This window comes from Nostoc sp. MG11 (assembly GCF_014904695.1).
Lineage (GTDB): Bacteria > Cyanobacteriota > Cyanobacteriia > Cyanobacteriales > Nostocaceae > Komarekiella.
In genome coordinates, this window is sequence record NZ_JACXXN010000012.1 from 102,309 (window position 1) to 126,221 (window position 23,913).

Below are 23,913 nucleotides of genomic sequence, written 5' to 3' on the forward strand. Positions count from 1 at the left end.
AGTTCGTAGTCAGGACTTTAGTCCTTGGCTTGAGCGCTGAAGCGCTCACTACGAACCTAGCAAAGTTGCTGTGAAAGAGTACTAGTAGAATTGCTCAGTAACTACCTGTTGCTCTATATACTGATCACCAAGGAGGCTCCTCCATAATGAAAACTGAGCACGAGCTTCTACTTATCTATGAGCGAGACTTACAAATCGCTCACATGATTCAAGCCGACTTCTTGCCAGAAACTTTACCACAGATGCCTGGGTGGGAAATAGCAGCCCGTTTTCATCCAGCGCGTGTAGTAGGTGGAGACTTCTACGATGCTTTTCCTCTTGCAAATCACCGAATTGGCATTGTAATTGCGGATGTTTGCGATAAAGGGGTGGGTGCTGCGTTATTTATGTCCCTTTTCCGAAGCTTGATTCGGGCTTTTGCCCAACAGCATTATAATTTGAGCTGGTTAGGCGCTCTTACTGATGAGGGCAGCAAGTTAGCCAAAGGTGGACAACGAGCACAGGCTCCAAGAATCGGTACTACTGCCCTCAAAAATGCTGTCAGCCTGACAAATAATTACATCGCCAATAATCACAGTCGGATAAATATGTTTGCCACGCTTTTCTTTGGTGTGTTGAACCCAAGCACAGGTCTGCTGCACTACGTTAATGCTGGACATGAGCCTCCAGCTATTTTTGGTGCTGATGGTGTTAAGGCTAGGCTTAAACCCACTGGCCCAGCTGTTGGCATAATGCCTAATAGAGAATTTGGAATTCAGCAAGTCCAGTTGGAACCAGGAGACATTTTAGTAGCTTACTCTGATGGTGTGACTGATGCTCGTGACCCCAAAGGTCAGTTTTTCGGTGAAGAAAAATTCTTATCTTTATTACAGCAGCCTGCGCCCTCTGCTACTGCGGTGCTAGACCGGATCGAAGCAAGTGTGTATGCTTATATTGCTGATGCTGATCAATTTGATGACATTACTATGCTAGCTGTGCATCGTGCCTGATTTAAGGTGCAGACTATCACCTTACTAGGATTGCAAGGACGAAAGCTGCGTGATTTCTAAGTTATCTGAGAAAATTAATTCTGTATTGCCACGTTTGCAGAGACTTTACGCAGCATTATTAGTCTCAGGTACAAGCGTGATTGTCACCAGTGCGATCGCCACAACTATGGTCATTGGAGCACGGCAAGCTGGTTTGTTGCAAACACAAGAACTCTGGGCTTTCGACCAGTTCATCCAATTGCGTGGTGATGAAGGCCCTGATCCGCGGTTGCTGATTGTTGCGATTACAGAGGAAGATCTGCAACTGCAAAAGCGATGGCCATTGCCCGATCGCACATTAGCACAGCTCTTAAGCAAACTAGAGCAGCAACAACCGCGAGCGATCGGGTTAGATATTTATCGAGATTTGCCCGTAGAACCTGGTAATCAAGAGTTAGCTAAACTTTTGCAGCAGAGCGATCGCATCATTACTGTATGCAAAGTCAATGATTCTGCCACCAATCCCGGAATTGCACCTCCTCCTAGTGTTCCAGAAAATCGCATTGGATTTGCTGACTTGTTAGTAGATTCTGGTGGTATCCTACGCCGCAGTCTACTGTTTATGAATCCTCCTCCTGTAAACAAACCAATTGGTGAAAATTCCCATTTTTGCCAAAATTCCGCCGCCGACCTTTTCTCTTTGAGTCTCCGGCTAGCATTAAATTACCTAAAAGTAGAAAAAATTCAACCACAGCTAAATTCATCTAATGAGCTAAAGCTAGGTTCAACAGTATTTAAACGATTAAAAGCAAATTCTGGTGGCTACCAAAATGTTAATTTAGCAGGGTATCAAATCCTACTTAACTATCGCTCTCCCTGGAATGTTGCCCAACAAGTAACGCTCACAGAAGTACTAACAGGCAAGGTGAATCCTAGTTTGATTAAAAACCGTGTAGTCCTTATCGGCACTACAGCAGAAAGTATCAAAGACGGTTTCTATACACCTTACAGTTCTGGACAGCAAAAAGACCAAGAAATGCTGGGGGTGATGATCCATGCACAGGCGGTAAGTCAAATCCTCAGTGCTGTTTTGGATCAGCGTCCCTTATTTTGGTATTGGTCAAACTGGGGTGAGACTTTATGGATAGGACTATGGTCACTCTCAGGAGGAATATTAGCTTGGCAAATTCGCCACCCTCTACGCTTTGGCTTAGCCAGTGGAGTAGCGTTAGGGGGTTTATTGGCGCTATGTTTTGGTTTTTTTTGCCAGGGAGCTTGGATACCACTAGTACCATCTGTACTCACATTCATCGTAACTGCTGGGAGTGTGGTGACAATAGACCGATTTAATAAGGCAGGATACACAAGAGCTATTTACGTTCGCCTCAAAAATCCTCTCAAAGTCAACATTGAAATTGACCAATCTAAGAAAGAGCGTCAAGTAGCCGAAATTACACGCACAGAATACTTTCAAGACTTGCAGAAAAGGGGGAAGGAGCTTAGGACTAAAAGAACTACAGCTACTCCAAAGAGTAACTCTAATGCATCTAGCGAGGTGAATGATACTAATAAAAGCCGTCAAGAAGTTTCTGAGAGTTCAGAAATAGAATATTACCAACAGATGCAAGATAAAGTCAAAAATTTAAAAAATAGAGAAAAGAAAACTGAGGATTAATCTTTGGTAATCCTATTCAAATTGGAAGATTTTTCGTAAAGACTGTCATTTGTAATTTAAATATCAGTAAACGAGGTTGAAGATGAAGAATAATTTTTCTCAAAAATTTGCCCTATTTTCTTTAGCTATGTTGCTAGAGATAGCTATAAATACTGCTTTTGCTGGGAAATTAACAGCTCAGCCATCATCGGCTTTATTGAATCAAGAAATCATTGAACCTGGGGAAGTAGTTGGGGAAAAAGTTAATTTCAAGCCTCCTAAAGTTGGAGCGCCTGAAAATCGAAAAGGAGGAGCATCACGTGGCACTAATTGTAGCCGAAGTCAAAAATCTCTCAAGGCTTTACTGCCAACCAGTAATCTCGGATTAACAGTAGAAAAATACCCAACTTTCTTTGTGTACGTTCCTCCAATTTCTACACAATTAGCAGAGTTTGAGTTACGTGAAGGAAACGATAGCACGGTAGTTTACAAAACGAGATTCATGGTTCCGGCAACTACTGGTGTTGTTAACTTTAGCTTGCCTCCTAACAAAACCTTGCAACCTTTAGAAATTGGTAAGAGTTATAAATGGTCGTTTTCTATAATTTGCGATTCTGAAGATCGCTCTAAAGACCTTTTTGTAGAAGGTTGGGTGCAAAGAATCGAACCAAGCTCAACTCTTGCTAGTCAAATAGAAAAGGCAAAACCACGCGATCGCCCAGCTTTATATGCAGAATCCGGCATCTGGTACGAAACTCTAATGACATTAGCCGAGTTACGCTACTCTTATCCTCAAGATTCATCTTTAGTAGCTGAATGGACAGAGCTATTAGAGTCAGTTGGACTGAATAATATTGCTCAAGAGCCGTTAGTTCCAAGTTCCAAAAAAGATCAGGCAAATAGGTAATTTAATTCTTACTTCTCAAGAACACAGCATTGAACAAAGGGTTCTGAGGCGACTTGTTCCAAGCCCATAGATTGTAACAAACTTGACCAGTCCTGACGAGTTTTGAACTTTGTACTGGGCTTTCGTCTTCATCGTTGGGCTAGGCGGCGAGAGAACATTGGCGATAGGTAAAATTTACCATTTTCCCTTTTCATGCAACAACGCCAACCCAAAGTAAAAAAGTTTGTGGACTTTTACCTGGCAAACGCTCCAACATTTGTTAGTCAGGTTGGTTACATCCCTCTATCAACGGAAGTTTATCATCTAGACTCTGTTCAATTCCATCAAGGTTAACTGGGGACAGTCTTTAATGGGGAAACTCACTTAAACCTAACTCTTGCTGAAATGTTAAACAAACGAGCAAACTTATTTTAGATAGGCACACATCTACCAAGGGCTACCAATCATTGTAAAGGCTGCCCAATAGTACGGATGAGATAAATTAAAATCTCCAAGTTTTGCTATTTCTGGGGGTAAAGGCGTTCCTACTCTCAACCCTGCTTGACGCAATTGCCCTTGTTTAATTTGAATTTGCTCGTTGAGCATTCCTATCTGTGTCTGCCTCAGAGCTTCTGCTTTAATGGGTGATGCTCTCAGGTGTTGGTAAAATTCTGTCATCAGGGCTAAAGTCCCTGCATCACTAACAGACCAGAGACTACCCATTGCAGACTTGACTCCTGCTTCCAGCGCCAACCCAGAAAAGCCTAGCTCTGCTTGCCGATCCCCTAAAGCAGTTCTACAAGCGCTTAGCACTAATAACTCTACAACAGGAGTATTCAATTGCAGCTGTCGCAACTGGTTTAATTGCACTTTGGTATTCCAAAATTGAATGTAGGAGTTACTGGCTGACCCTGGTTGAAAGACTCCGTGGGTTGCTAAATGAATAATTTTGTAAAGTTTCTGTTGGCGTTGCGATCGCAAATTATCTAAAGTAAATTTATCATTCAGGAAGCGGCTTCCCCCTTTACTCTGAACAATTGCAGATAACTCTATCGGTACAGCAGGTAGAGGTTCAAGATTTTTGAACTGGGAAGCTCCCATAGCTAAAACTGAAAAGTTGCGAATATCGCTGTAACGAGTGTCAGTCAGACTGAAAGCAGGAATCAGACTGATACTATATTTCTCCACAAGAAATTGCTGGCCGTCATGCAATGCCGAAAATGGTACGGAGCGCAAGCCAACACCTACACAAAAAACTAAAGTATCTATATTTTCAGCTTTCAAGTCTTTTTCAATAGGAGCAATAAACCATTGATAAAGCTGCTTTGCAGAAGCCAAATAGTTAGTATTGTTAACTTCTCTAGGATCACTAAGCTCAGTTTGAAACTGTTTAGTTATTTTGAGCAAAGCCTCTCTATTAGCTGCTGGTATACTCTTAATGATCGGATTACTTTTAGGCGTTACTAAGAGAATTTTTAGTTGTTTCTCAGTTGGTATTAAATAGACAACAGCAGAATTTTTACCAGTTTGTGCTTTAATTCTTCGCAAGGTATAGCTAATAGCTTTAGCCGTCATTAATTCGTTAGAAAAAGTTGAGCCTATGTAATTTTCATAGTCTTTTTTCCAGGTCTTTTCTTGTTCAGCTACAACATCTTTTTGTGCTGGGACATTTGGAGCTTGTAAGCTGATATTGCTAATACCTTGAGGCGAGGTAATAGCCTCAGCCGAAACAGGGGTGGGATTAATTAGTCCTGTAATTAGAAACGTTAAGGTGAGAAAATTAATTTTATTCATGATTGCGATCGCGGTTGGTAATATATGTAAATTTTTCAGCCCATAATTTGTTTTGCGATCGCTTCTACTACCAGGCTAAAGGGATGATAGGGGTTGCGTAGGCAAAAAATATCACTACTAGCTAGCTCCATTAGTTCTTCGGCGAGAGGGAAGATGCCCGCTACTGATGCGTTATAGGCTATCTCTACCCGTTCTTGTAAAGCTTTGAAATCCATATTTGGCAGCGCCTTATTGACCACCAGTAGTAACTCAGGTACTTCTAATTGACGGGCTACATCCACAGTCACAGCAGTACCTTGAAAGTCTTGACGATCTGGACGCAAGATGATGATCAAAGCATCAGAAATGGTAATCGAGAGTAGTGTCTCTTCATTCAGACCAGGGTGGGTATCAATAAATAAATATTCTAAATTTAGTCTTTCAAGCAGTTCTTGGAAGCCATCATGTAGTAAGCCTACGTCATATCCCTCACGTAGAACTCTGGTAATTTCACCAAGATTTAGAGAGGAAGGAATCAAGTAAATAGCGCTATTTTTCTGGGCTGTCTCCTTCAAAGCCGAAGTGACATTATATGCAGTATCCTCTATATCACAGCGGCCCCATAAGTAATCATTCAGGGAACGATCCATCGTTTCCTCATCGAAACCGAAAACGACATGAATCCCTGGTGATTGGATGTCAGTATCAACAATACCAACCCGATGTCCATAACGAGCAACGGTAGCAGCCAGATTAGCAGTTATATTTGATTTCCCGGTTCCTCCGCGGAATGAGTGGACAGAGATAATTTTGGACATGAGTAATTGAAGTATGAAGTATGAAGTATGAACTGAAGTCCGAGTTTCATCCTTCAGCCTTTTTCTACTTTCCCACTAATATGACCACTGACCTACCTCCGATGAGCAATCCAAACTGATTTTCCAGTACTGGTTCTGTCCCAGGATACCAGCTTTCCTCTGGTGGCGTAGCACCAGTGTTAACAAAGACGTGCCATTGCATTCCCTGGGGAAGTCCTGGTATTTCAAACCAGTTAGCTTCCCAATGCATATTCATCGCTACGTAGATGTAATTGTCTGTTAGCGTTCCTTGTTTGGCGTGTCTCCCACAGAGCATAAAAGCCAAAATGCGACTAGAGTCAGACCAATCAGCTTCCCATGCTCTAGTTCCATGCCAAGTAATATCGGCATAGCCACTAGCGGCGTAATCTGTATTCTGGAAGTGGAATTTATTTCTGAGTACGGGGTGGGCATTACGAAAGGCAATACAGTGTTTAAAAAACTTAAACAAGTCTGCATTTGATTCCAATAGTTTCCAGTCCAGCCAGTTAAGTTCGTTGTCGTGACAGTAAGTATTGTTATTACCCAGTTGAGTGCGTCCCATCTCATCACCCATGAGGATCATCGGCACTCCTTGGCTTACCATTAACATGGCGATCGCATTTTTGATCTGTTGGCGACGTAGAGCGTTGATATCTGGGTTATCAGTCGGGCCTTCCCAGCCACAATTCCAACTCTCGTTATCGTTAGTCCCATCGTTATTATTTTCGCCGTTGGCTTCGTTGTGCTTCCCATCATAGGAAACCAGATCCATCAGCGTAAAACCATCATGGCAAGTGATAAAGTTAATCGAAGCCGTCGGCCCCCGACCCGCCCAAGCATAAAGATCCGGCGAACCCTGTAGACGCTGTGCCATATCCCCAACCTTTCCCGGCTCCCCTTTGAGGAATTGGCGAATCGTATCCCGATACTTACCGTTCCACTCTACCCATCGCCCGAACGCCGGAAAAGAGCCAACTTGATACAGACCACCTGCATCCCAAGCTTCGGCAATTAGTTTGCAATTAGCGAGAATTGGGTCAAAAGCAAGACTTTCTAACAGTGGTGGGTTTGAGAGTGGAGCACCCCAAGGGTCACGCCCCAAAATTGCCGCTAAATCAAAGCGGAAACCATCAATGTGGTACTCAGCAGCCCAATAGCGCAGACAGTCAAGCACCATATTACGAACAATGGGATTGTTGCAGTTGAGCGTATTGCCAGTACCACTAAAGTTAAAGTAGTAGCCCTCCGGCGTCAGCATATAGTAAGTTTTGTTGTCAATCCCGCGAAAGGAAATGGTAAGGCCATACTCGTTACCTTCTGCTGTATGGTTGAAGACAACATCCAGAATTACTTCAATATCATTTTGATGCAGGATTTTGATCAGCGTTTTTAGTTCATCAACTTGCATCCCATATTTACCTGTAGCTGCGTAGCCAGCTTTCGGTGCAAAGAAGCCAACAGTGCTGTAACCCCAATAATTGAGCAATAATTCCCCTGTTTGAGGATTAGGGCGACTGTTTTCAAACTCGTCAAACTCATATATGGGCATCAGTTCAATACAGTTGACGCCTAGCTCTTTAAGATAGGGGATTTTATCGCGGATAGCCGCAAAGGTTCCTGGATGCTTAACTCCAGAGGAGAGATGACGAGTAAAGCTACGGACGTGCATCTCATAAATGATCAAATCTTCAGTAGGGATTTGTAAGGGACGCTCACCTTCCCAATCAAAGTCATCGAATGCCAGACGAGCTCGATGGTGATACATATTGTACCAGTCAGGCTTTTCTCCCCAAATATCTCTACCACCAATAATTTTGGCGTAAGGATCTAAGAGAATTTTCGTCGGGTCAAACCAGTGACCTTCTTTGGGTTTGAAAGGCCCATCCATCCGGTAGCCGTATTCGAGGTTTTCGTAATCCAATTCAAATACGACCATACTAAAGACATTGCCAATGCGGAACTCCTCTGGAAATGGAATTTCCGCCATTGGTTCTGGAGAGTGCTTATTGAACAGCACTAAAGTACAGGATTTAGCATGACGCGAAAATATGGAAAAATTAACGCCCCCCGGTACTAAGGTTGCTCCAAAAGGGATAGCAGTACCAGGACGTAGCTTAAAGTTCTCGTAACTATGGGTGGGATGAATGTCAATTCTTTGCATTTGTTGCTTCTTCCTATAAGACACTAATATGCTAAGTTCATAGTGAGCGCTTAAGCGTTCAATTCAGCACTAAAGTGCTAACTACAAACCCTGCAATACTAGGTGCTTGTTACCTGAACTTTGACTTTAAGAGCTTCCAAGGCTTGGTCACGGGTGTCACGAGTCTGAAAAAAGTCTAGAAATCCAGTGATAGACATTGTGTCCTGAATTTCTTCAGAAAGTCCTACCAAAACGATCTGTCCACCTTGTGCGGATATTTGGCGGTAGAGTGATAGCAGTACCCTTAAACCAGCACTGGACATATAAGGTACTTTGGTCATTTCTATAATCATCCTCGTTCCAGCTTGGGCTAGTGGTAGAATCTGCTCTTGAACGAGGGGGGCCGTATTGGTGTCTATATCTCCAACCACTTCTACTAAAGTTACTTTGGGGAGTTCATTTAAAGCAGTTTCAGCAGATGTTTCTACCGATGTTACTTGCAGCGATTCAATGTTGATTTTCATAGGTGGTACGACGGAAACTAAGTACAGAATTTTATTAGTTGCTAATAGCTCAATTCCACGCAAGCGTGGACTAAAATCCGTTATCAGTTGGGAGGTAGAGACGTTGCAATGCAACGTCTCTACATGGTCTATCTGTCACTTAAAACCCTTTATTCAGTTGTCTTTAGACGACTTTAGCTATTAGCCTTGGAATTCATTCCTAGGCGGTTGTTGGGAGAAGTGCAAGATCTAATTTGAAGAATTCGGGATGATTTGCACCCGGATTTTTACTTGTTCTTGGGTGTCGGGTAGCTTGACTGTTAAAGCATCGGCGTCAAAATCTGTATACTCTTCTTCATTTGCCCATACTTTACCAATCCGTACGCTACCAGGCGGTAGGATATCTGGCTGTACTCGCAGGATGTTGTCTTTAAATGCTCCTGGCTGCGGCTTAAAGTAAAAGTCCATTGGTTGTTTGGTAATCAGCAGGTTGGTGTAAACTGCTGACAAATAGCTCAATTCCGTTGAGTGATAACCGCTCATGGAGTGGCTGCCTTTGAATCGCTCGTTACCCATAAGGTATGGCAAACCGTTTGCTAGGACGTTGAAGTAAATGCCACCATCATCATGGTCGAGGAAGAAGGCGTTGTAGAAAGCTGAGGCTTCTCTAGCATGACGCAAGTATTCTGGCTCTTGAGTTATGCCGTGCAGAATTAGGTAGGCTAGGATTGCTTGCTCTTGCTGCCACCAAGCTTTTCGGTCATGCCAGACATAGCGGTATTGTTCTTCGCTTTCGCCCAGTGTGCGCTCTACGACATCATACCAGCCACCGCGCTGGCGATCGCTACCCGCATCGGGCATGAGTGCGGCAATTTTTTCTGCCAAATCTGCGTATTCTTTCTTGGGTTTGAGGCTTTGCATCCGCATCAAGTTCCAAGCAATTTTGAGATTATGACCAATGACGGCGCGGTTTTGCTGCCATCCCCAAGTGGTATCATGGCTCCAATCTTCGTAGAATCGCTCTTGGACAAATGGGCTGTTGTCGTAGTCTGGGAAATATTTGGCGATCGCATCAAAGGTATACTCCAGCATATCGGCGTATTTCTGTTCGCCAGTTGCTAGCCATAAGTTAATCAAGTAAGCTGGGGCGTGATCCCCGACTGAGTTCCAGTTTTTGCGAGCGCGGTTTGCACCTAGCGATTCTGCACGCGGGTCTAAGGTGATAGGGTCAATATGGGAGAAATAACCAACGCCATCCTTATCCAAGAAAAAGCGGTCAAACAAATCGATGGTCATTTCAGCATCTCGGAGGATGCGGCGATCGCCAGTTATCCGATAAGTTTGAATAGGGCCAGCTAAAGCATAAATCTGCTCATAAGCTGGAATAGCATCATAGTCATCGCCAAACTCAGATGTCAGTAACTTTTGCTCCCGGTTGCCTGTGACTTGAATACCGTGATACCAGTAAATCAGGTCTTCATCATGGTCATAAAACCGCATGTGTTGACGCAGATATTCTGTACCTTTTTCTGCACCTTCTAGAAAGCGGTCTTCTCCGGTTAACAAATAAGCTGAAGCAAAACCATAAACTAGGCGAGATACCGTATCTGTTTCTTGGAGGAAGTCGTCACGCTTTTTAGTACCAGCCAAGTTGAGATAAGTCCGATATTCCCGATAATCAATCGCCTGTTCGGGATAGCCAAACTGCCATTTCAGGTATGAATCAGCAATTGAACGTATTTGCTTAACCCACCAATCTGGTTCTTCATGCCGATATTTGTTGGGTGCATCACCAGGAAAGACAAGATATTTAACTTCAAACTTGTAATCCTGTCCATGAGGATAGAAAACGCCATAGGCAAACACATGCTGACCGGCAGTCAGCATTTCGCCAAACCGAGCAGTACAGTCAAGATAAGGTTCTTCTAAATTTTGACTAATCCGACCATAGGCGCTGGGGGTGAGGTATGCTTGGTATTCTCGTCCATCTGATGTCTTAATACCAAAGGATTTTTCGCTACGATTAAATTCAGTGACATAACCTGCGATCGTGTCTGAAAATGAAAAACTCATGTGATCCATGAAGCTACCTCCCGGATTATTACGTTTATTTTTAAATGCTTATTGCAAGGTTGTGTTTTAGGCGACTATTAGGATTGCCAAAAAGATAGCAATTTTATGCATTCGCTCCAACTTTTTGCCTTTCTTCCTGCTTTTGGATCTCTTCTATAAATACTTCCATAAATTGATCTACAACACCTGGATGTTTTCCCGTAATCAAATTACCATCAATAACTAAATCAGCAGTTGCGTCATCTTCATAAATAACTTCACCACCTGCATTTTCTACATCACAGATAATGTTGTGGGCGCAGGTAACTTGGCGACCTTTGATTAAATCTGTATCAGCACATAAAAGCCACAATGAATGACAGATTGTTCCTACTTTCACACCGTCTGTATTCATCGTTTTTCTGAGAAATACGACTGCTGGCGCTTGATTTTTCTGTCCTTTTTTTACCGAAACCTGATATCTCAGACGATCCATAGCATAAGCACCAATACAAATAATGCCTTTGTAATCTGATGGATCGATATCATTAACTTCCGTAGTCACAATTACATGGTCTTCAACTTCACCATTATCGGGATTTGAACCGAATGTTAATTGTGAATTCCCCCATAAGTGAGAAATATACTCTACTTCATAGCCTTGTTGAGGAAAATACTCATTGAATCTTCGATATTCAGTTTGATCAAAATGTTCTTCAATTAATACACCAATTTTTCCTTTAAATTCGGATTTCATGGTATTAAACTCCTGATGTGATTTTAGATGGCGCAAGTATTCAAGATAGGGGCGATAAAAACCGATTATTTCGTAGAGACGTTGCATTGCAACGTCTCTACAGTCAATGAGAATTGGTCGTTTTACTGAAAATAAATCGGGTTTTTGCAATTACTGAATCGATGCTCTAGACCTCTTGCACTAATATTTGAAAATAAGAATTTTAAGGTTCACGCAGAGAGAAGTTTGAGCGGCGGCTTCCGCCGATCAAAACTTCGGTGGGCGCAGAGGCGCAGAGAGTAATGAGAGATTTCTCTATTTGGAATTCATAATCTGATTCATGCAAGAGGTCTACTCTTTACTCACCAATTACTATGAGCCTCTAGTGAATAATCACTACGCCTCCATTGTGACGACGACCTGGTAAAAGTTGAAATCGTGAGGCGCAAAATTTCCAACCTTCTCCTTCATAGCTATAAAATCCTGGTCTTTCATAGCTACTTCCATATCTTTCTGGCTGTGCCACTGAACATAATTGATAACCCGCTTGCCGTCCAAGCTTGTGTGTACGCTGGCTGATATAAAGCCAGGCTGCCTCATGGGTATATCTTGATTCTCCACCAGGAAATCTACTATACGCTGCTGCTGTTCGGGAATTTCAACTGTGAAGATGTTGATTGCGGTGACTTGACCAGCTTTGTCGCTAATTGTAATCATTTTTGCTCCTATTTACGGGTTAGGGCTGAGTTTGGTATTTTAAGCAATTCAAGAAAATCGGAAGATTAATTAATACCGACTTGTATTCAGAAACGTGACCATTGAGAATTGATAATCGGTAATTAGTAACTGGCTTTCCACGGTTTTCTCAATTATTTGAACTCACTTAGACGAAAACGAAGTCTCCAGCCGATAATTCGTTGAACACAACACCGGACAAATTTGCAAAGGAGATATCCTTACCGTCCAAGCTAGCGAGGATGCTAGTACTGCGAAGATCGCCAAAAGCGGGCAGGAACTTCAAGTCCTCAAACTTAGAGATGCCGCTGATGCCGCTAATGTAAATCTTGTCAACGCCTAGCTCAAAGTCTGCGATGATGTTCCGAGTATCCTCTAACGGCCGTAAGTCGGGAAAGGGAAATGGCTGATCAATTACTTGCCTGGGGTCAGAAACAGTATTGGGGATTCTGCCGTTGGCAATCCAGAACTGGTCAGATCCAGCATTACCATAGAGGACGTTTTCGCCACCACTGACAATGATGAGTGTATCATCTCCGTCACCCCCAACCAGTTGATCCTGATTGCCAGCTATCAGGAAGTCATTCCCCTCACCGCCATCAAGCAAGTTGCGTCCTGAGCCACTAGAGGCGTCAAGCAGGTCTTCTCCTTTTTCGCCGAACAGGCGAGTATCTTGAGTGGCGTAAAGTTCATCATTACCCTCACCACCATAAACCCGAATATTTTTGCGATTGGGCTGATAGAATATGTCATCTTCATCACCCAGGAAGACTATCTGGTTAGGCGAGAGATTTCCTTGAGGCTTTAAGTATGAAGGAATAGGCGCTGGTTCAAGGTTTGTTTGCGGGATTGAAACTGCTAGCGATTCTACTTCTTCTGTGCCAAAGTTGGCGATCGCATATTCATTCCCTGGGGCAATTTTGACAAAGGTGTCTGGGCCGGCCAGCCTCACCTCATCACCGATTTTGACGGATAGTTGCCCTTCTGTTACGTATAAAAGTTGATGCTCCTCACTTTTAACGGGATCGGGAAAATCATCACTGTTGAGAGCAATTTGACCGCGAATCTCACCAGCCGGATTACCCTCAGTGTGGATTTGAAAGTAGTAGTCTGATTCCTCTCCCGGTAAGCCACTACCAGTCAGGAAGTCACTCAAGTCTGTGGGAATCTCTGCTTCTGTCGAATTCCAGATACCACTAATGATGGTGGAACCATCCGCATTCAATTTAATACTAAGATCCTCTTCATCCTTATGATCCGGATCTAAAATACTAAATGTGTGTGGGCCACTGCTGCCGCGATCGCCTGAGTGGATATGGATAGCAGTAACATCATCTAACTCATTATCAGGAGTTTGGGGAGTACCACCCGGTAACAATTCTCCAAAGTCCAAGCCATTTACTATCAACTCATAGATAATACCGTCTCCCGCTAAAGTGGGTTCCAAATCGGCAACGCCAGTTGCTAACGATTCACTATGCTTCACCACTTGGCTGGCATTTAAATTAGCTTGAACAAAGGTATCAGTTTCCTGGGGCGCAAGCGAAAACTGGTTGTAAGCCAATTCATTTCCCGATTCTTCAAAACTGAGTAGAGAAGTGTACTCAATTCCAAATGGGCCAGCAAATGTTGGCCGCTGCGCTAAGCCTTCTTGCTCCCCAGTTGTCCAAACACTAAAATCATCAATCTTTGATAGTTCCTTTGCTTGCTCTACTACTTCACCCTCAGCATCTTCCGGCAACACCAATACGTACTTCTTAGAGTTTGAGGGAGGTTGATAATCTGGCGGAGCAAAATTTATACCGGCATTAGTCCGAATCGAAAATTCTGCTAGTTTTCTGTAAGTGTCATCACCTGGAACAGCGCTGAAGCCAGGTATTGGGTCATTCCTATCTATTATTGGAGTAGCTATATTATTGAAGAAGAGGTCTAGCGCCCCAGGAGTTGTCAAAGAAAGTGTCCTTGCTCCTGGAGTTTTCCCCGTTATTGATGCGATCGAGTCGAGATTACGATAACCGTGTATTCGGTTTCTAGCACCAAAGATTAAACTGCCTTCAGGCAAGACGATACTATTAGTTCCCTGATTGCCTAGGTTATATTGAATATTTCCGGCAGTTATGTACCAAGTTTCGTGTTCATAAGGGTGGAAGTGTGGAGGTGGCCCGCCGCCGACTGGAAGGAAGAAATCGAAAAAATTGAAATCAAAGTTAGTTTCTTTTGAAGTTGCTAAGTAAGTGTATAAGTCTCCAGAGGCATAAACTGCTGGGCGAGATGGATCATCCTGTGGCACGAGCAAGTAGTCATCAACTTTTGTTTTTATATCTGAATTGATAATCCCAACGGAGCCTGTGCTGTGTGTCATGCGAATGAATTTCCTTTAGATAGCGAGAAGGTAGTAAAGCCATTTATATATGGGCAAGGTAAGCCTTGCCGTACTGGGAAGTAAGATAATTTATCACTCGAATTTTTTCCTAAGACCTAGTACAGCAAGCGAATATAATGGTGGCGAGTTCTCCCTACCTGACATTCAGGAGTTGCCCCAAGGAGACATATCTGCATAAACCCGCCATTCGCTCACCTTGTTACCTCGTAGACGGTAGACATCACAGCAGGCGATTACAACACGTTTTTTACTATGAACCATTTCGTATTTGGCATCCATTTCAATAGTGATGATATCTGAGTCTTGCCAAACTTTTCTGACATCATGACTATAAAAAACCGCAATAGTTTTAAACGTGCGTGCAAAGAAATCTACTACAGCTTGGGGGCCATAAACAACTTCACCAGAACCGACTTTGTAAAAGATATCATCAGTTAAATAACTTTTCACCTTTTCCCAATCTTGAGCAGTTACAGCTTGGGCTAATTCACCTACAGCTTTTAACTGTGCCGCAGCTTTTTCATCAACTGCATCGGAACTAATTGGCCATTTAGGGCCAGTAATTGACCATTTGGGTGCAAATCCATTTTTCACCCTTTCTTGTGCTTCTGGATGTTCTGCAAAATGCTTCCTCATTGTACCGGGAGGTAGTAGTTGCTTTCCTTGACTTGCCGTTAATACAGAAGCGGATTTGGGAACAGGAATTGTTGGATCAAATACGGGATTCACATCCATAAATATTCGCAGTTCTGAGAATTTATCACCCTCAACTCGGAAAATGTCTTTGCAAGGAAGCGAAACGACTGAGCCATCTTTACGCCAGTAGGTAACATCCATTTCCACGAATACTACATCGCCGATTTCCCACATCATCTTAATTTCGTGGTACACAGCCGATATCTGACTGAAGAAAGCATCCGCAGATTTTTTAATTGCTGCTTTATCTAGACATACATCGAAGTTACCAAATTGATAAACTGGTGTATCGGTAAAGAAAGTAATAAATCCTTCTGAATCAAACGCCTCGCCTCTAGAGAATAAGCGTTTAACTAAATCAACATTTGTTCCAGATATTTTTTCTGTTATCGCAGCTTCATTAGTACTAGTATTTCCAACTAAGCCACTCAACATTGATTCCACAACTTCACCAAAAACAACATGCACTTTACCAAGTGCTGATGCTAATTCTTCGGGAGTCAGATTGTAGCCATTTTCAGATGCAATTTTGACGAAGCTTTCAGGAGTTTTAGCAGTATGAAGTTTTTGTTGTAAAGTCGGATTTTCAAAAGCATCTGCCAACAAACTAATTACTTTTTGTGACATAAATTACCTCATTATATTTATACAAATTTACGTTTGAAGATTATCAGAACTACGCAATTAATTAAGTATTGCTGAATTAAGATATGAAATTCAAAAATTAAGTATTCTCAACTCTTACTCTCTGCGCCTCTGTCTTGAAAAGTTTCCTAGGTTGGGTAACTCCGAAGTTCTGATCGCCGGACGCCGGCGCTCAGACTTCTCTCCGCCTACAGAACTTTTCGCTGCGCCTCTGCGTGCTAGCAAAGCGGGGCGTAGCCCGGTAAATTCATATTTTCAATCAGCAACACCAATAATTTATTCGGATTACGATTGCCAAGGAGACATATCTGCATAAACCCGCCATTCGCTCACCTTATTACCTCGCAGACGGTAGACATCACAGCAGGCGATTACAACACGTTTTTTACTATGAACCATTTCGTATTTGGCATCCATTTCGATAGTGATGATATCTGAGTCTTGCCAAACTTTTCTGACATCATGACTATAAAAAACCGCAATAGTTTTAAACGTGCGTGCAAAGAAATCTACTACAGCTTGGGGGCCATAAACAACTTCACCAGAACCAACTTTGTAGAAGATATCATCAGTTAAATAACTTTTCACCTTTTCCCAATCTTGAGCAGTTACAGCTTGGGCTAATTCACCTACAGCTTTTAACTGTGCCACAGCTTTTTCATCAACTGCATCGGAACTAATTGGCCATTTAGGGCCAGTAATTGACCATTTGGGTGCAAATCCATTTTTCACCCTTTCTTGTGCTTCTGGATGTTCTGCAAAATGCTGCCTCATTGTGTTAGGAGGTGCAAGCCTTTTACCTTCGCTAATAGTAAACACGGAAGCTGAATCGGGAACAGGAATTGTTGGATTAAATACAGGATTCACATCCATAAATATCCGCAGTTCCGAAAATTTATTTCCTTCCACCCGGAAGATATCACAGCAAGGAAGTGTAATTACTGAACCATCTTTACGCCAGTAGGTAACATCCATTTCTACGAATACTACATCAGCTATTTCCCACATCATCTTAATTTCGTGGTACACAGCCGATATTTGACTGAAGAAAGCATCAGCAGATTTTTTAATTGCTGCTTTATCTAGACACACATCGAAGTTGCCAAATTGATAAACTGGTGTGTCGGTAAAGAAAGTAATAAATCCTTCTGAATCAAACGCCTCTCCTCTAGAGAATAAGCGTTTAACCATATCTGTGGTTGTTCCGGGAAATTTGATTAAGTTAGGTTTGCTTCCATTTGTAGTTTCTACTTTACCGTTGGAAACAGTTCGTTGTGTGTCTTGCTGTTCAGCGATAATTTTTGCGTTCAAAACAGCTTGCTGAATTGCTTGAGCTATTTTGGGTTGAATTGTTTGAGCAATTTTTCGAGCTTCCTCGTTGTAAGGTTCCCAGTCTAAGGTAAAGGTAATTACTGGGAGTTCGTTAGGATTAGCAGGACGGACAACTGTATTAGTCGCCTGACCAATAAAAAGAGGATTATTGACTAATGTATGTCGGACTTCTCCCGTTTTTTCATCCCAAACGATTTTTTCGGTGACAGTCATGTTTAGCGCTTTCATCTCGCGCAGTATGCTATTGCTACATTTTTCTAGAATCTTGTAATCTCTAGCCTCTGGATTGTAGCGTTCTGGGTTTTCAATTTTATCCAGTAAGACATTCCAAGCTGTTGCAAATGAAGCATTTACAGAACTGCTAAAGGTGGCATAAACTTTTTCTAATACATTCTCTTGTTGGGAATTTATGCCTAAAAATTTAGTATTTGAAGCTGTGAAAGATGTGTTGTTTGCCATGTTATATTTTTCCTGTGCTTGGGTAAAAAGTCCTTTAACTTTACGAGTAGCTTGGTTAAATTCCAACTGCTCTCCATTTGGCCCTTTACAATAAAATAATGCCCAGCCTTCTAATTCACCAAAGTCTGTTTCTGATTCTTCTGCTGATGAATCCGGTTCATTCCAAAATTTTGTAGAATTGTATTTGAGGGCAACTTTTCTTCTTTCTTCTTCAGATTTAACTCGAATTACACGATTAAAAATAACGTTGTTCAGTCCACGTGTTTGACATTCTTGTTCTAAAAGTTTGGCGAAAACATTTAGATCTACATCGTCTTTTACATGAAAAGAAATGTGCATTGCATTCACATGACCAATATGGGAAGGAATGCTACTCACAGAGGAAGACTGAATGTGTGGTGTTTTTGGGTCTTTGAAATAGATCAGTTCAACACAGGTATTGCCAAAAGAAATAAACTTAATATCTAAGGCTGCTTGAGCATCTCTAAGATTGGGAACATCAAAAGTTGTGAGGTCAATACCTTTAGCGATCGCATCTAATTCTTCTTTTTGAAAAAGGGTGTTTTGCATCCCATCACCGACTAGATCATGTTCAGCAATAACTAATTTTCCTCCTAACACCTCTGTGTAAAATTCTAGGGATTTTGCCATGTCCTGAACTGTGACACCGACGTGTTGCACTCCTTGGAGATAATGACCTAATCCAGATTTAGTAATTTGCTTACCGCTCATAAGAGAAACTATGTCTGACTTGAGTTGATTTGTTGCTCCTACTTTCACAATTAGATCCGCAACATTGGAACTACATTGACCAGCCAGGGTCATTTTGCTGTCATACACAAAGGTGTAAGCAGTTCGCTCTGGAAATGGTAGAAGCTGCTTGACATACTGAGCTACATCTTTGACCGCAGTAGCGTATTCTTTAGAAGCAAAAAATGTTTCCATTTCTAGAGGATTAGTGAAAGCAATTTCAAACGCCGCTTGATACTGCTTCTCTAAAGGTTCATGATGAGATACTCCGGCCGCTTCTGGACGAGAATTGTCTACTTCCTCAAACAAATGCAGTCGGAATTTCAAGACAGAAGCACTTTGAATAACATCTAGTGCAAAACTATCTGTGAGATATTTACGAAAAGCCTCCACACTCACGTCATCAGATTTCTTCACCATGACGTGGAACTTGATGATATCTAATTCTCCGTTTGGTTCGCCCGTGGGGATGCTATCAATATAAGTTTTAGAATTACCAGGGCTAGTAATGTAGCCAACTGCTTTACTAAATAAGTTGCGCTCATCATCCATGAGTAGGTTGGACGATTGAAAAAATGTCTGGCGATCGCCTTCTGTCTCAAAAGTTAATTCAGCAATGCCATTGAACTGATCTTCTTCTAGACAAGTATTATCTACACTATTGACCGTTGGCCATAGACCACCTTCATTCTGAGCCACGTGAAATTGCCAGTATTGATGCTGGCCTGGTAGACGAGCGCACAGCGGCCCATGTACATTTCTCCAGTAGTCATCAAAAAGCTTTAGAGAAATGCCTTTGCGTTTCCACAACAAAATGTAGAAAGCTACTTTGCCTTTTTGATCACGGATTGAGTAATCGACCTTTCTCACTGCTGTTGTCATTGCCTTTTTCCTTGCTTGAAAAATTTCTTTCAGTACGCCCAAGCAACCTGCGACTTTATTGAACCCCGCATAAGCGCACATAAATAAAAGAATTTCTGTGATTTCTTCGTAAGTAGCTCCCTGTTTAAGAGCCATATCCACGTGTGCGACAAAAGGATTGCCGGGGCCTTTATGATTTTGATTGGCAACATCAACTGCGATCGCAATCAATGCCTTAGTCTTTTGGTCAATTAATGGCAGACCCCAGGCTTCACCAGCTACACGAGTCACAAAGTCACCAAATTTCGGATTGATACTTTTTAAACCCGCTTGCAGTTCTAAATCATCTAAAACTGCATTTTTATATTTCCGCTTTTCATCTGATACCATTTGGGTTTATTTCTGCTACTTTTTGATTTGGAGAAACTCCCTTTTGGTGAGCCTTGCAAAATATTCAATCCAACTAGTATTAGGCTGTGGTGATCAATTTCAGTAATCCACCTGGGGCGAAAACATCGCGGTAGAAGGTCAATTGCTCAGTTTTGAGGTAACATCCGCCTCTATGACCACGGCGAATCCAAGTAACATTTCCCTTAGCAAGTGTTTCGTTAGTTTCATCATCCACACACTTCCATTCAAAGAAGGTTACTTCACCATGAAACATCACGATCGGCCAACACATAGTTACACCTGGCTGGGCAATTAATGCCCACCAATGTTGTTCACGCTCTTTTTGCTGTTCTAAGCCCTGATAGGGGCCATCCTGGCAAAAATAAACCAAATCATCACGATATTCACCAGTTAAGATATCGCCTCGTCCCTGTCTCAATGCCTCGCAATGAGTTGGCCACCATTCGCGGTTTTCTTGCTCAATTTGTTCAACAGTGTAACTATGACTAATTTGTGGTAGTGTCCTTTCTTTCATTGCCACAAATTTCTCAGCATCCTCTATTAGTTTTTTCGCAACATAAGCAGTTACAAGTCCAGGACGAGAATAATCTGCTGCCAAATCTTTATAGTAATTAGTTCGTTTGTTAATCGATGTGTTTGCAGTGTTTTGAGAACCATTACTATGACCATTCGAGTTAGAAATAAGTTTTTGTTCCAGCATAAGACAAACTACGTCCTCTTTAAGTTGATTAGTTGCGCCGATATTTGCAATTAGTTCCGCCACTGTAGAACTCCGCTGACCGGCTAGAGTCATCTTGCCGTCGTAAACAAAGGTGTAAGCAGTTCGCTCTGGAAATGGTAAAAGCCGCTGAACATACTTAGCTTGGTCTTGGACAGCATTAGCGTATTCTCTTGAGGCAAAGAATGTTTCCATTTCCAGAGGATTAGCAAAAGCAATTTCAAACGCCGCTTGATACTGCTTCTCTGGAGATTCATAATGAGATACCCCAGCTGCGTCTGGGCGGGAATTATCTACTTCCTCAAACAAATGCAGTCGGAACTTCATGACAGAATTGCTTTGGATAACAGCTGGTGCAAAGCTATCTGTCATATATCTGCGAAAAGTTTCCACACTCACGGAGTCAGATTTCTTTACCATGACGTGGAATTTAATCACACCCAGTTTGCCGTTGGGATCTCCTGAAGGGATGCTATCAATATAGGTTTTAGAATTGCCAAAACTGGTATTGTAACCGATCGCTTTGCTGAATACGTTGTGCTCGTCATCCATCAGAATGGCAGCAGATTTAAACCATATATTACGTTCTGCTTCCGTCTCAAAGGTTAATTCAGCAATACCATTAAACTGATCTTCTTCTGGACAAATATATTCAATACCTTTAATAATTGGCCATAAACCACCCTCATTTTGAGACAGATGGAACTGCCAGTATTGATGCTGACTTGGTAAACGCGCACAGACTGGCCCGTGTACATCTCTCCAGTAGTCATCGAAAAGTTCTAGAGAAATTCCTCGGCGTTTCCACAAAAGAACATAAAAGGCGACTTTGCCTTTTTGATCGCGGGTTGCATAATCGGCTTTTCTGAATGCTGCTATCATTTCTGTCTGTCCACGTCTGCAAAATATTAGGTTTGGGAACTGAAAATCTCATTGAGCGCACCAAAGCAACCAGCGACCTTATTGAAGCCTCCGTAAACACACATGAATAAAAGGAGTTCTTCTATCTCTGCAATAGTGGCTCCTTGCTTGAGAGCCATATTTACATGTGCTGCAAATGGACTACCTGGGCCTACTTGGTCTTGATTCACAACATCAACTGCGATCGTGATTAAAGCCTTCGTCTTTTGGTCGATTAACGGCAATCCCCACGCTTCACCCGCTACACGAGTAACAAAGTCACCAAACTTCGGGTTGATACTTTTTAAACCTTCTTGAAGGCTTTGATCATCCAAAACAGCATTTTTGTATTCCACGTCATTCTCCGTTAGATATCGAAGCTAATAACAGTACGTTTGCGAATGGCAATGCCTGTAACGCTATCAGTCGCTTGATTAAGTTCATCTTTTATGCGAACTTGATAAAAAACTTTTTGTAGGTAATTACTGTAACTGTTCTTTCTCAACATTTAGCTGTTCTATAAGTTTGGTGTTGAAGACTTGTTTTACTTCTGATTTCAATTTAAGTTAACTAGTCACTTTTTACAGCATGAAAAAGTCAGAAGGAGTAGGGATTATATCAGTATGATTCTGATTAATTTATGTAAATAGTCATAAAATGTCTGAAAAAGTCATATTAATATAATATTTCTATAATTATTTTCTTAGTAAAGCCTACATAATAACCTTAAGTTAAGCGGATATCTGATAAATCAAAAATGTCATGCTGTAGCAAAATCTTACAAAATACGAAGCGATAGTGTAGTATACTTCTACGACGAGTAAGCGAGCTACGCGCAGTGTTTGGCAGAGAAATTTCTTAACAATTCATGATAAACAGTTGTGTTGTTTGTTTTTGTCTATAATATCAAAGGCAAAAAACTCGCATACACTAACCAGACATGAGATAGAAATCTTTAAATGCAGATTAATTTCATGTTTAGCCATTAGTATATTGAATGCAAATTAAATAATAAATAATTTATTAATACTTTTTTGAGACATAATTCAAGTTATTATGCCTAGAGTTTTCCACTTAACTAAAATATTAATTCAAGAAAATTATTAAGTAAAAAGTACTACTTATTTTACAAAGGTATTCAGTCTCTCTCTAATCGCATAACCCCCATAGCTCTTGCCTAGTATAAAATATGGAATTTTTTCCGTTCTTAAACGCACTTAGATGAAATAATACATCACGTAAAAACAAGAATTAAAAAGTAGTTTTTTTAATAAGGTGTGATAAATTCTCGTTTTTGACTTAAAGCCTTTTCTTGCAGGGATTAAAAGCTAATAACTTAATGGAATAATAATATTAGTCTTAAATTCGTCAATAGACTAATCGCTTTTTTGTTAAAAAATCAGTGAATAGCTTGTAAAATCAGTCGTTAAACTAAAAATATATCTAGACAAAACACTGTTATTTATGTCTAAGCAATCAATTCCAAAGACTTGATTTACCAGGATGAAATTGCCAAAATCAAAATTAAAGTTAGAGGAAGTTTCGTCCCATCTTACTTTTAATTTGAAAAACACCTGCTTTGGAATAAAGGAGGAAGCTTAATGGCTAATCTCAAACTAAGAGCCTGTCCAAAAACTAATTGTATTCCCGAAATAAACTTCAAAGCTGCTGTAAAGTTTGCTGTCCAAATTTTTGACGTAGTCGCATAACTATATTTTAGTTAATACTGAGATCTGGTATCGGTTTCAACAATTACCTGAAATTAAGCTCTCAAGCTAATAGCTAAAGTTTTCTAAAGAAGATCAAGAAAGCATTTGAGTCCTTTTAATGGAGTTGGGCTATGCAGCGCCCAACTTGAGTTCTGAGGGGTGAGGATGCTAGTCGAGATTAATGCAAGATAATACAGATTTTTTGTTTTCAATATATGTTTACGCTACAATCAACTATCTTTTTTCAATACCCCAGGCGTGAATCCTTACTTTTTTGAGTTTAAAGTTGCAATGTAGTAAATTAGCAAACTACAAGCCTAAATAAGAGATTAAAACCTATCAATAGGAGAGAAATTATGAAATCTATAGAACTTACTATGGAACAGCAATTTAAACTAAAAGTTCTAGAAATACATATTCAAGGTTTAAATCAACAGCAAGCACAAAGGCTATTGGTAAAATTTGTACAAATAGGCATGATCAAAGATAATATTATTAATAATTACATAGATATCCAATCAATAAATATACAAGGTTACCTACCAGATCGTTGAGCATCCTACGGCGGGCGTCTCCCCTTCTCTCCGCCTACAGAACTTTTTGCCTGTAAGCATGGTTTTTTATAGCTTTTTTATCTGTATTAGGACTTACGTATTTTTACGAGAGTCTGTCATTCTGAATAAAGCGATAGCGGAGAGAATAATCTACGAGATGCTTCTCTAAACTGCATTTCGCTCAGCATGACAACAAATCTTTTGCGTGA

At 41.3% G+C, this 23,913-nt stretch carries 17 protein-coding genes; 4 read left to right on the plus strand and 13 right to left on the minus strand.

What is annotated here, in order from left to right:
• Positions 1-146: 146 nt before the first annotated feature.
• The 3 genes from HCR01_RS18325 (at position 147) to HCR01_RS18335 (ending at position 3,529) form a co-directional block, all read left to right on the plus strand.
• Positions 147-989: a PP2C family protein-serine/threonine phosphatase gene (locus HCR01_RS18325; protein ID WP_193197555.1), complete on the plus strand. Its 843-nt coding sequence runs from the start codon at positions 147-149 to the stop codon at positions 987-989.
• A gap of 49 nt (positions 990-1,038) precedes the next feature.
• Positions 1,039-2,643, plus strand: a complete 1,605-nt coding sequence (locus HCR01_RS18330; RefSeq protein WP_193197556.1) for a CHASE2 domain-containing protein — start codon at positions 1,039-1,041, stop codon at positions 2,641-2,643.
• Between the two features lie 82 nt (positions 2,644-2,725).
• Positions 2,726-3,529 (plus strand): DUF928 domain-containing protein, encoded by an 804-nt coding sequence (locus HCR01_RS18335; RefSeq protein ID WP_193197557.1) that lies wholly within the window; start codon positions 2,726-2,728, stop codon positions 3,527-3,529.
• A gap of 426 nt (positions 3,530-3,955) precedes the next feature.
• Here the strand turns inward: HCR01_RS18335 and HCR01_RS18340 are convergent, their stop codons facing one another.
• The 13 genes from HCR01_RS18340 to HCR01_RS18420 all read right to left on the minus strand — a co-directional run bounded on the left by HCR01_RS18340 (position 3,956) and on the right by HCR01_RS18420 (position 21,949).
• Positions 3,956-5,302 (minus strand): CHAT domain-containing protein, encoded by a 1,347-nt coding sequence (locus HCR01_RS18340; protein ID WP_193197558.1) that lies wholly within the window; start codon positions 5,300-5,302, stop codon positions 3,956-3,958.
• A gap of 35 nt (positions 5,303-5,337) precedes the next feature.
• Positions 5,338-6,099 (minus strand): MinD/ParA family protein, encoded by a 762-nt coding sequence (locus tag HCR01_RS18345; RefSeq protein ID WP_193197559.1) that lies wholly within the window; start codon positions 6,097-6,099, stop codon positions 5,338-5,340.
• A 64-nt stretch (positions 6,100-6,163) separates the two neighbouring features.
• A complete protein-coding gene (glgX, locus tag HCR01_RS18350; RefSeq protein WP_193197560.1) occupies positions 6,164-8,281 on the minus strand; it encodes a glycogen debranching protein GlgX in 2,118 nt (705 codons plus the stop codon).
• Positions 8,282-8,379: 98 nt separating this feature from the next.
• Entirely contained in the window at positions 8,380-8,784 is a 405-nt protein-coding gene (locus HCR01_RS18355) for an anti-sigma factor antagonist (protein WP_193197561.1), read from the minus strand.
• Positions 8,785-9,012: 228 nt separating this feature from the next.
• Entirely contained in the window at positions 9,013-10,845 is a 1,833-nt protein-coding gene (locus tag HCR01_RS18360; protein ID WP_193197562.1) for an AGE family epimerase/isomerase, read from the minus strand.
• A 94-nt stretch (positions 10,846-10,939) separates the two neighbouring features.
• Positions 10,940-11,572: a DJ-1/PfpI family protein gene (locus HCR01_RS18365; protein WP_193197563.1), complete on the minus strand. Its 633-nt coding sequence runs from the start codon at positions 11,570-11,572 to the stop codon at positions 10,940-10,942.
• A gap of 375 nt (positions 11,573-11,947) precedes the next feature.
• The gene (locus HCR01_RS18370) at positions 11,948-12,268 is read right to left on the minus strand and encodes an antibiotic biosynthesis monooxygenase family protein (protein ID WP_193197564.1); all 321 of its coding nucleotides are present in this window, start codon (positions 12,266-12,268) and stop codon (positions 11,948-11,950) included.
• Between the two features lie 166 nt (positions 12,269-12,434).
• Positions 12,435-14,648, minus strand: a complete 2,214-nt coding sequence (locus HCR01_RS18375; RefSeq protein ID WP_193197565.1) for a CHRD domain-containing protein — start codon at positions 14,646-14,648, stop codon at positions 12,435-12,437.
• A gap of 165 nt (positions 14,649-14,813) precedes the next feature.
• Positions 14,814-15,992: a nuclear transport factor 2 family protein gene (locus tag HCR01_RS18380; RefSeq protein ID WP_193197566.1), complete on the minus strand. Its 1,179-nt coding sequence runs from the start codon at positions 15,990-15,992 to the stop codon at positions 14,814-14,816.
• Positions 15,993-16,295: 303 nt separating this feature from the next.
• Positions 16,296-19,802: a nuclear transport factor 2 family protein gene (locus HCR01_RS38785; RefSeq protein ID WP_226889422.1), complete on the minus strand. Its 3,507-nt coding sequence runs from the start codon at positions 19,800-19,802 to the stop codon at positions 16,296-16,298.
• A gap of 79 nt (positions 19,803-19,881) precedes the next feature.
• The gene (locus HCR01_RS18410; protein WP_193197567.1) at positions 19,882-21,423 is read right to left on the minus strand and encodes an EthD domain-containing protein; all 1,542 of its coding nucleotides are present in this window, start codon (positions 21,421-21,423) and stop codon (positions 19,882-19,884) included.
• 26 nt (positions 21,424-21,449) lie between these two features.
• Complete coding sequence (locus HCR01_RS18415) at positions 21,450-21,797, minus strand: carboxymuconolactone decarboxylase family protein (RefSeq protein ID WP_193197568.1); 348 nt, start codon at positions 21,795-21,797, stop codon at positions 21,450-21,452.
• An 11-nt stretch (positions 21,798-21,808) separates the two neighbouring features.
• Positions 21,809-21,949: a hypothetical protein gene (locus tag HCR01_RS18420; RefSeq protein WP_193197569.1), complete on the minus strand. Its 141-nt coding sequence runs from the start codon at positions 21,947-21,949 to the stop codon at positions 21,809-21,811.
• Positions 21,950-23,506: 1,557 nt separating this feature from the next.
• On the opposite strand from HCR01_RS18420, the gene HCR01_RS18425 reads away from it, so the two are divergent.
• Positions 23,507-23,704, plus strand: a complete 198-nt coding sequence (locus HCR01_RS18425) for an NblA/ycf18 family protein (protein WP_193197570.1) — start codon at positions 23,507-23,509, stop codon at positions 23,702-23,704.
• The last annotated feature ends 209 nt before the right edge of the window (positions 23,705-23,913 follow it).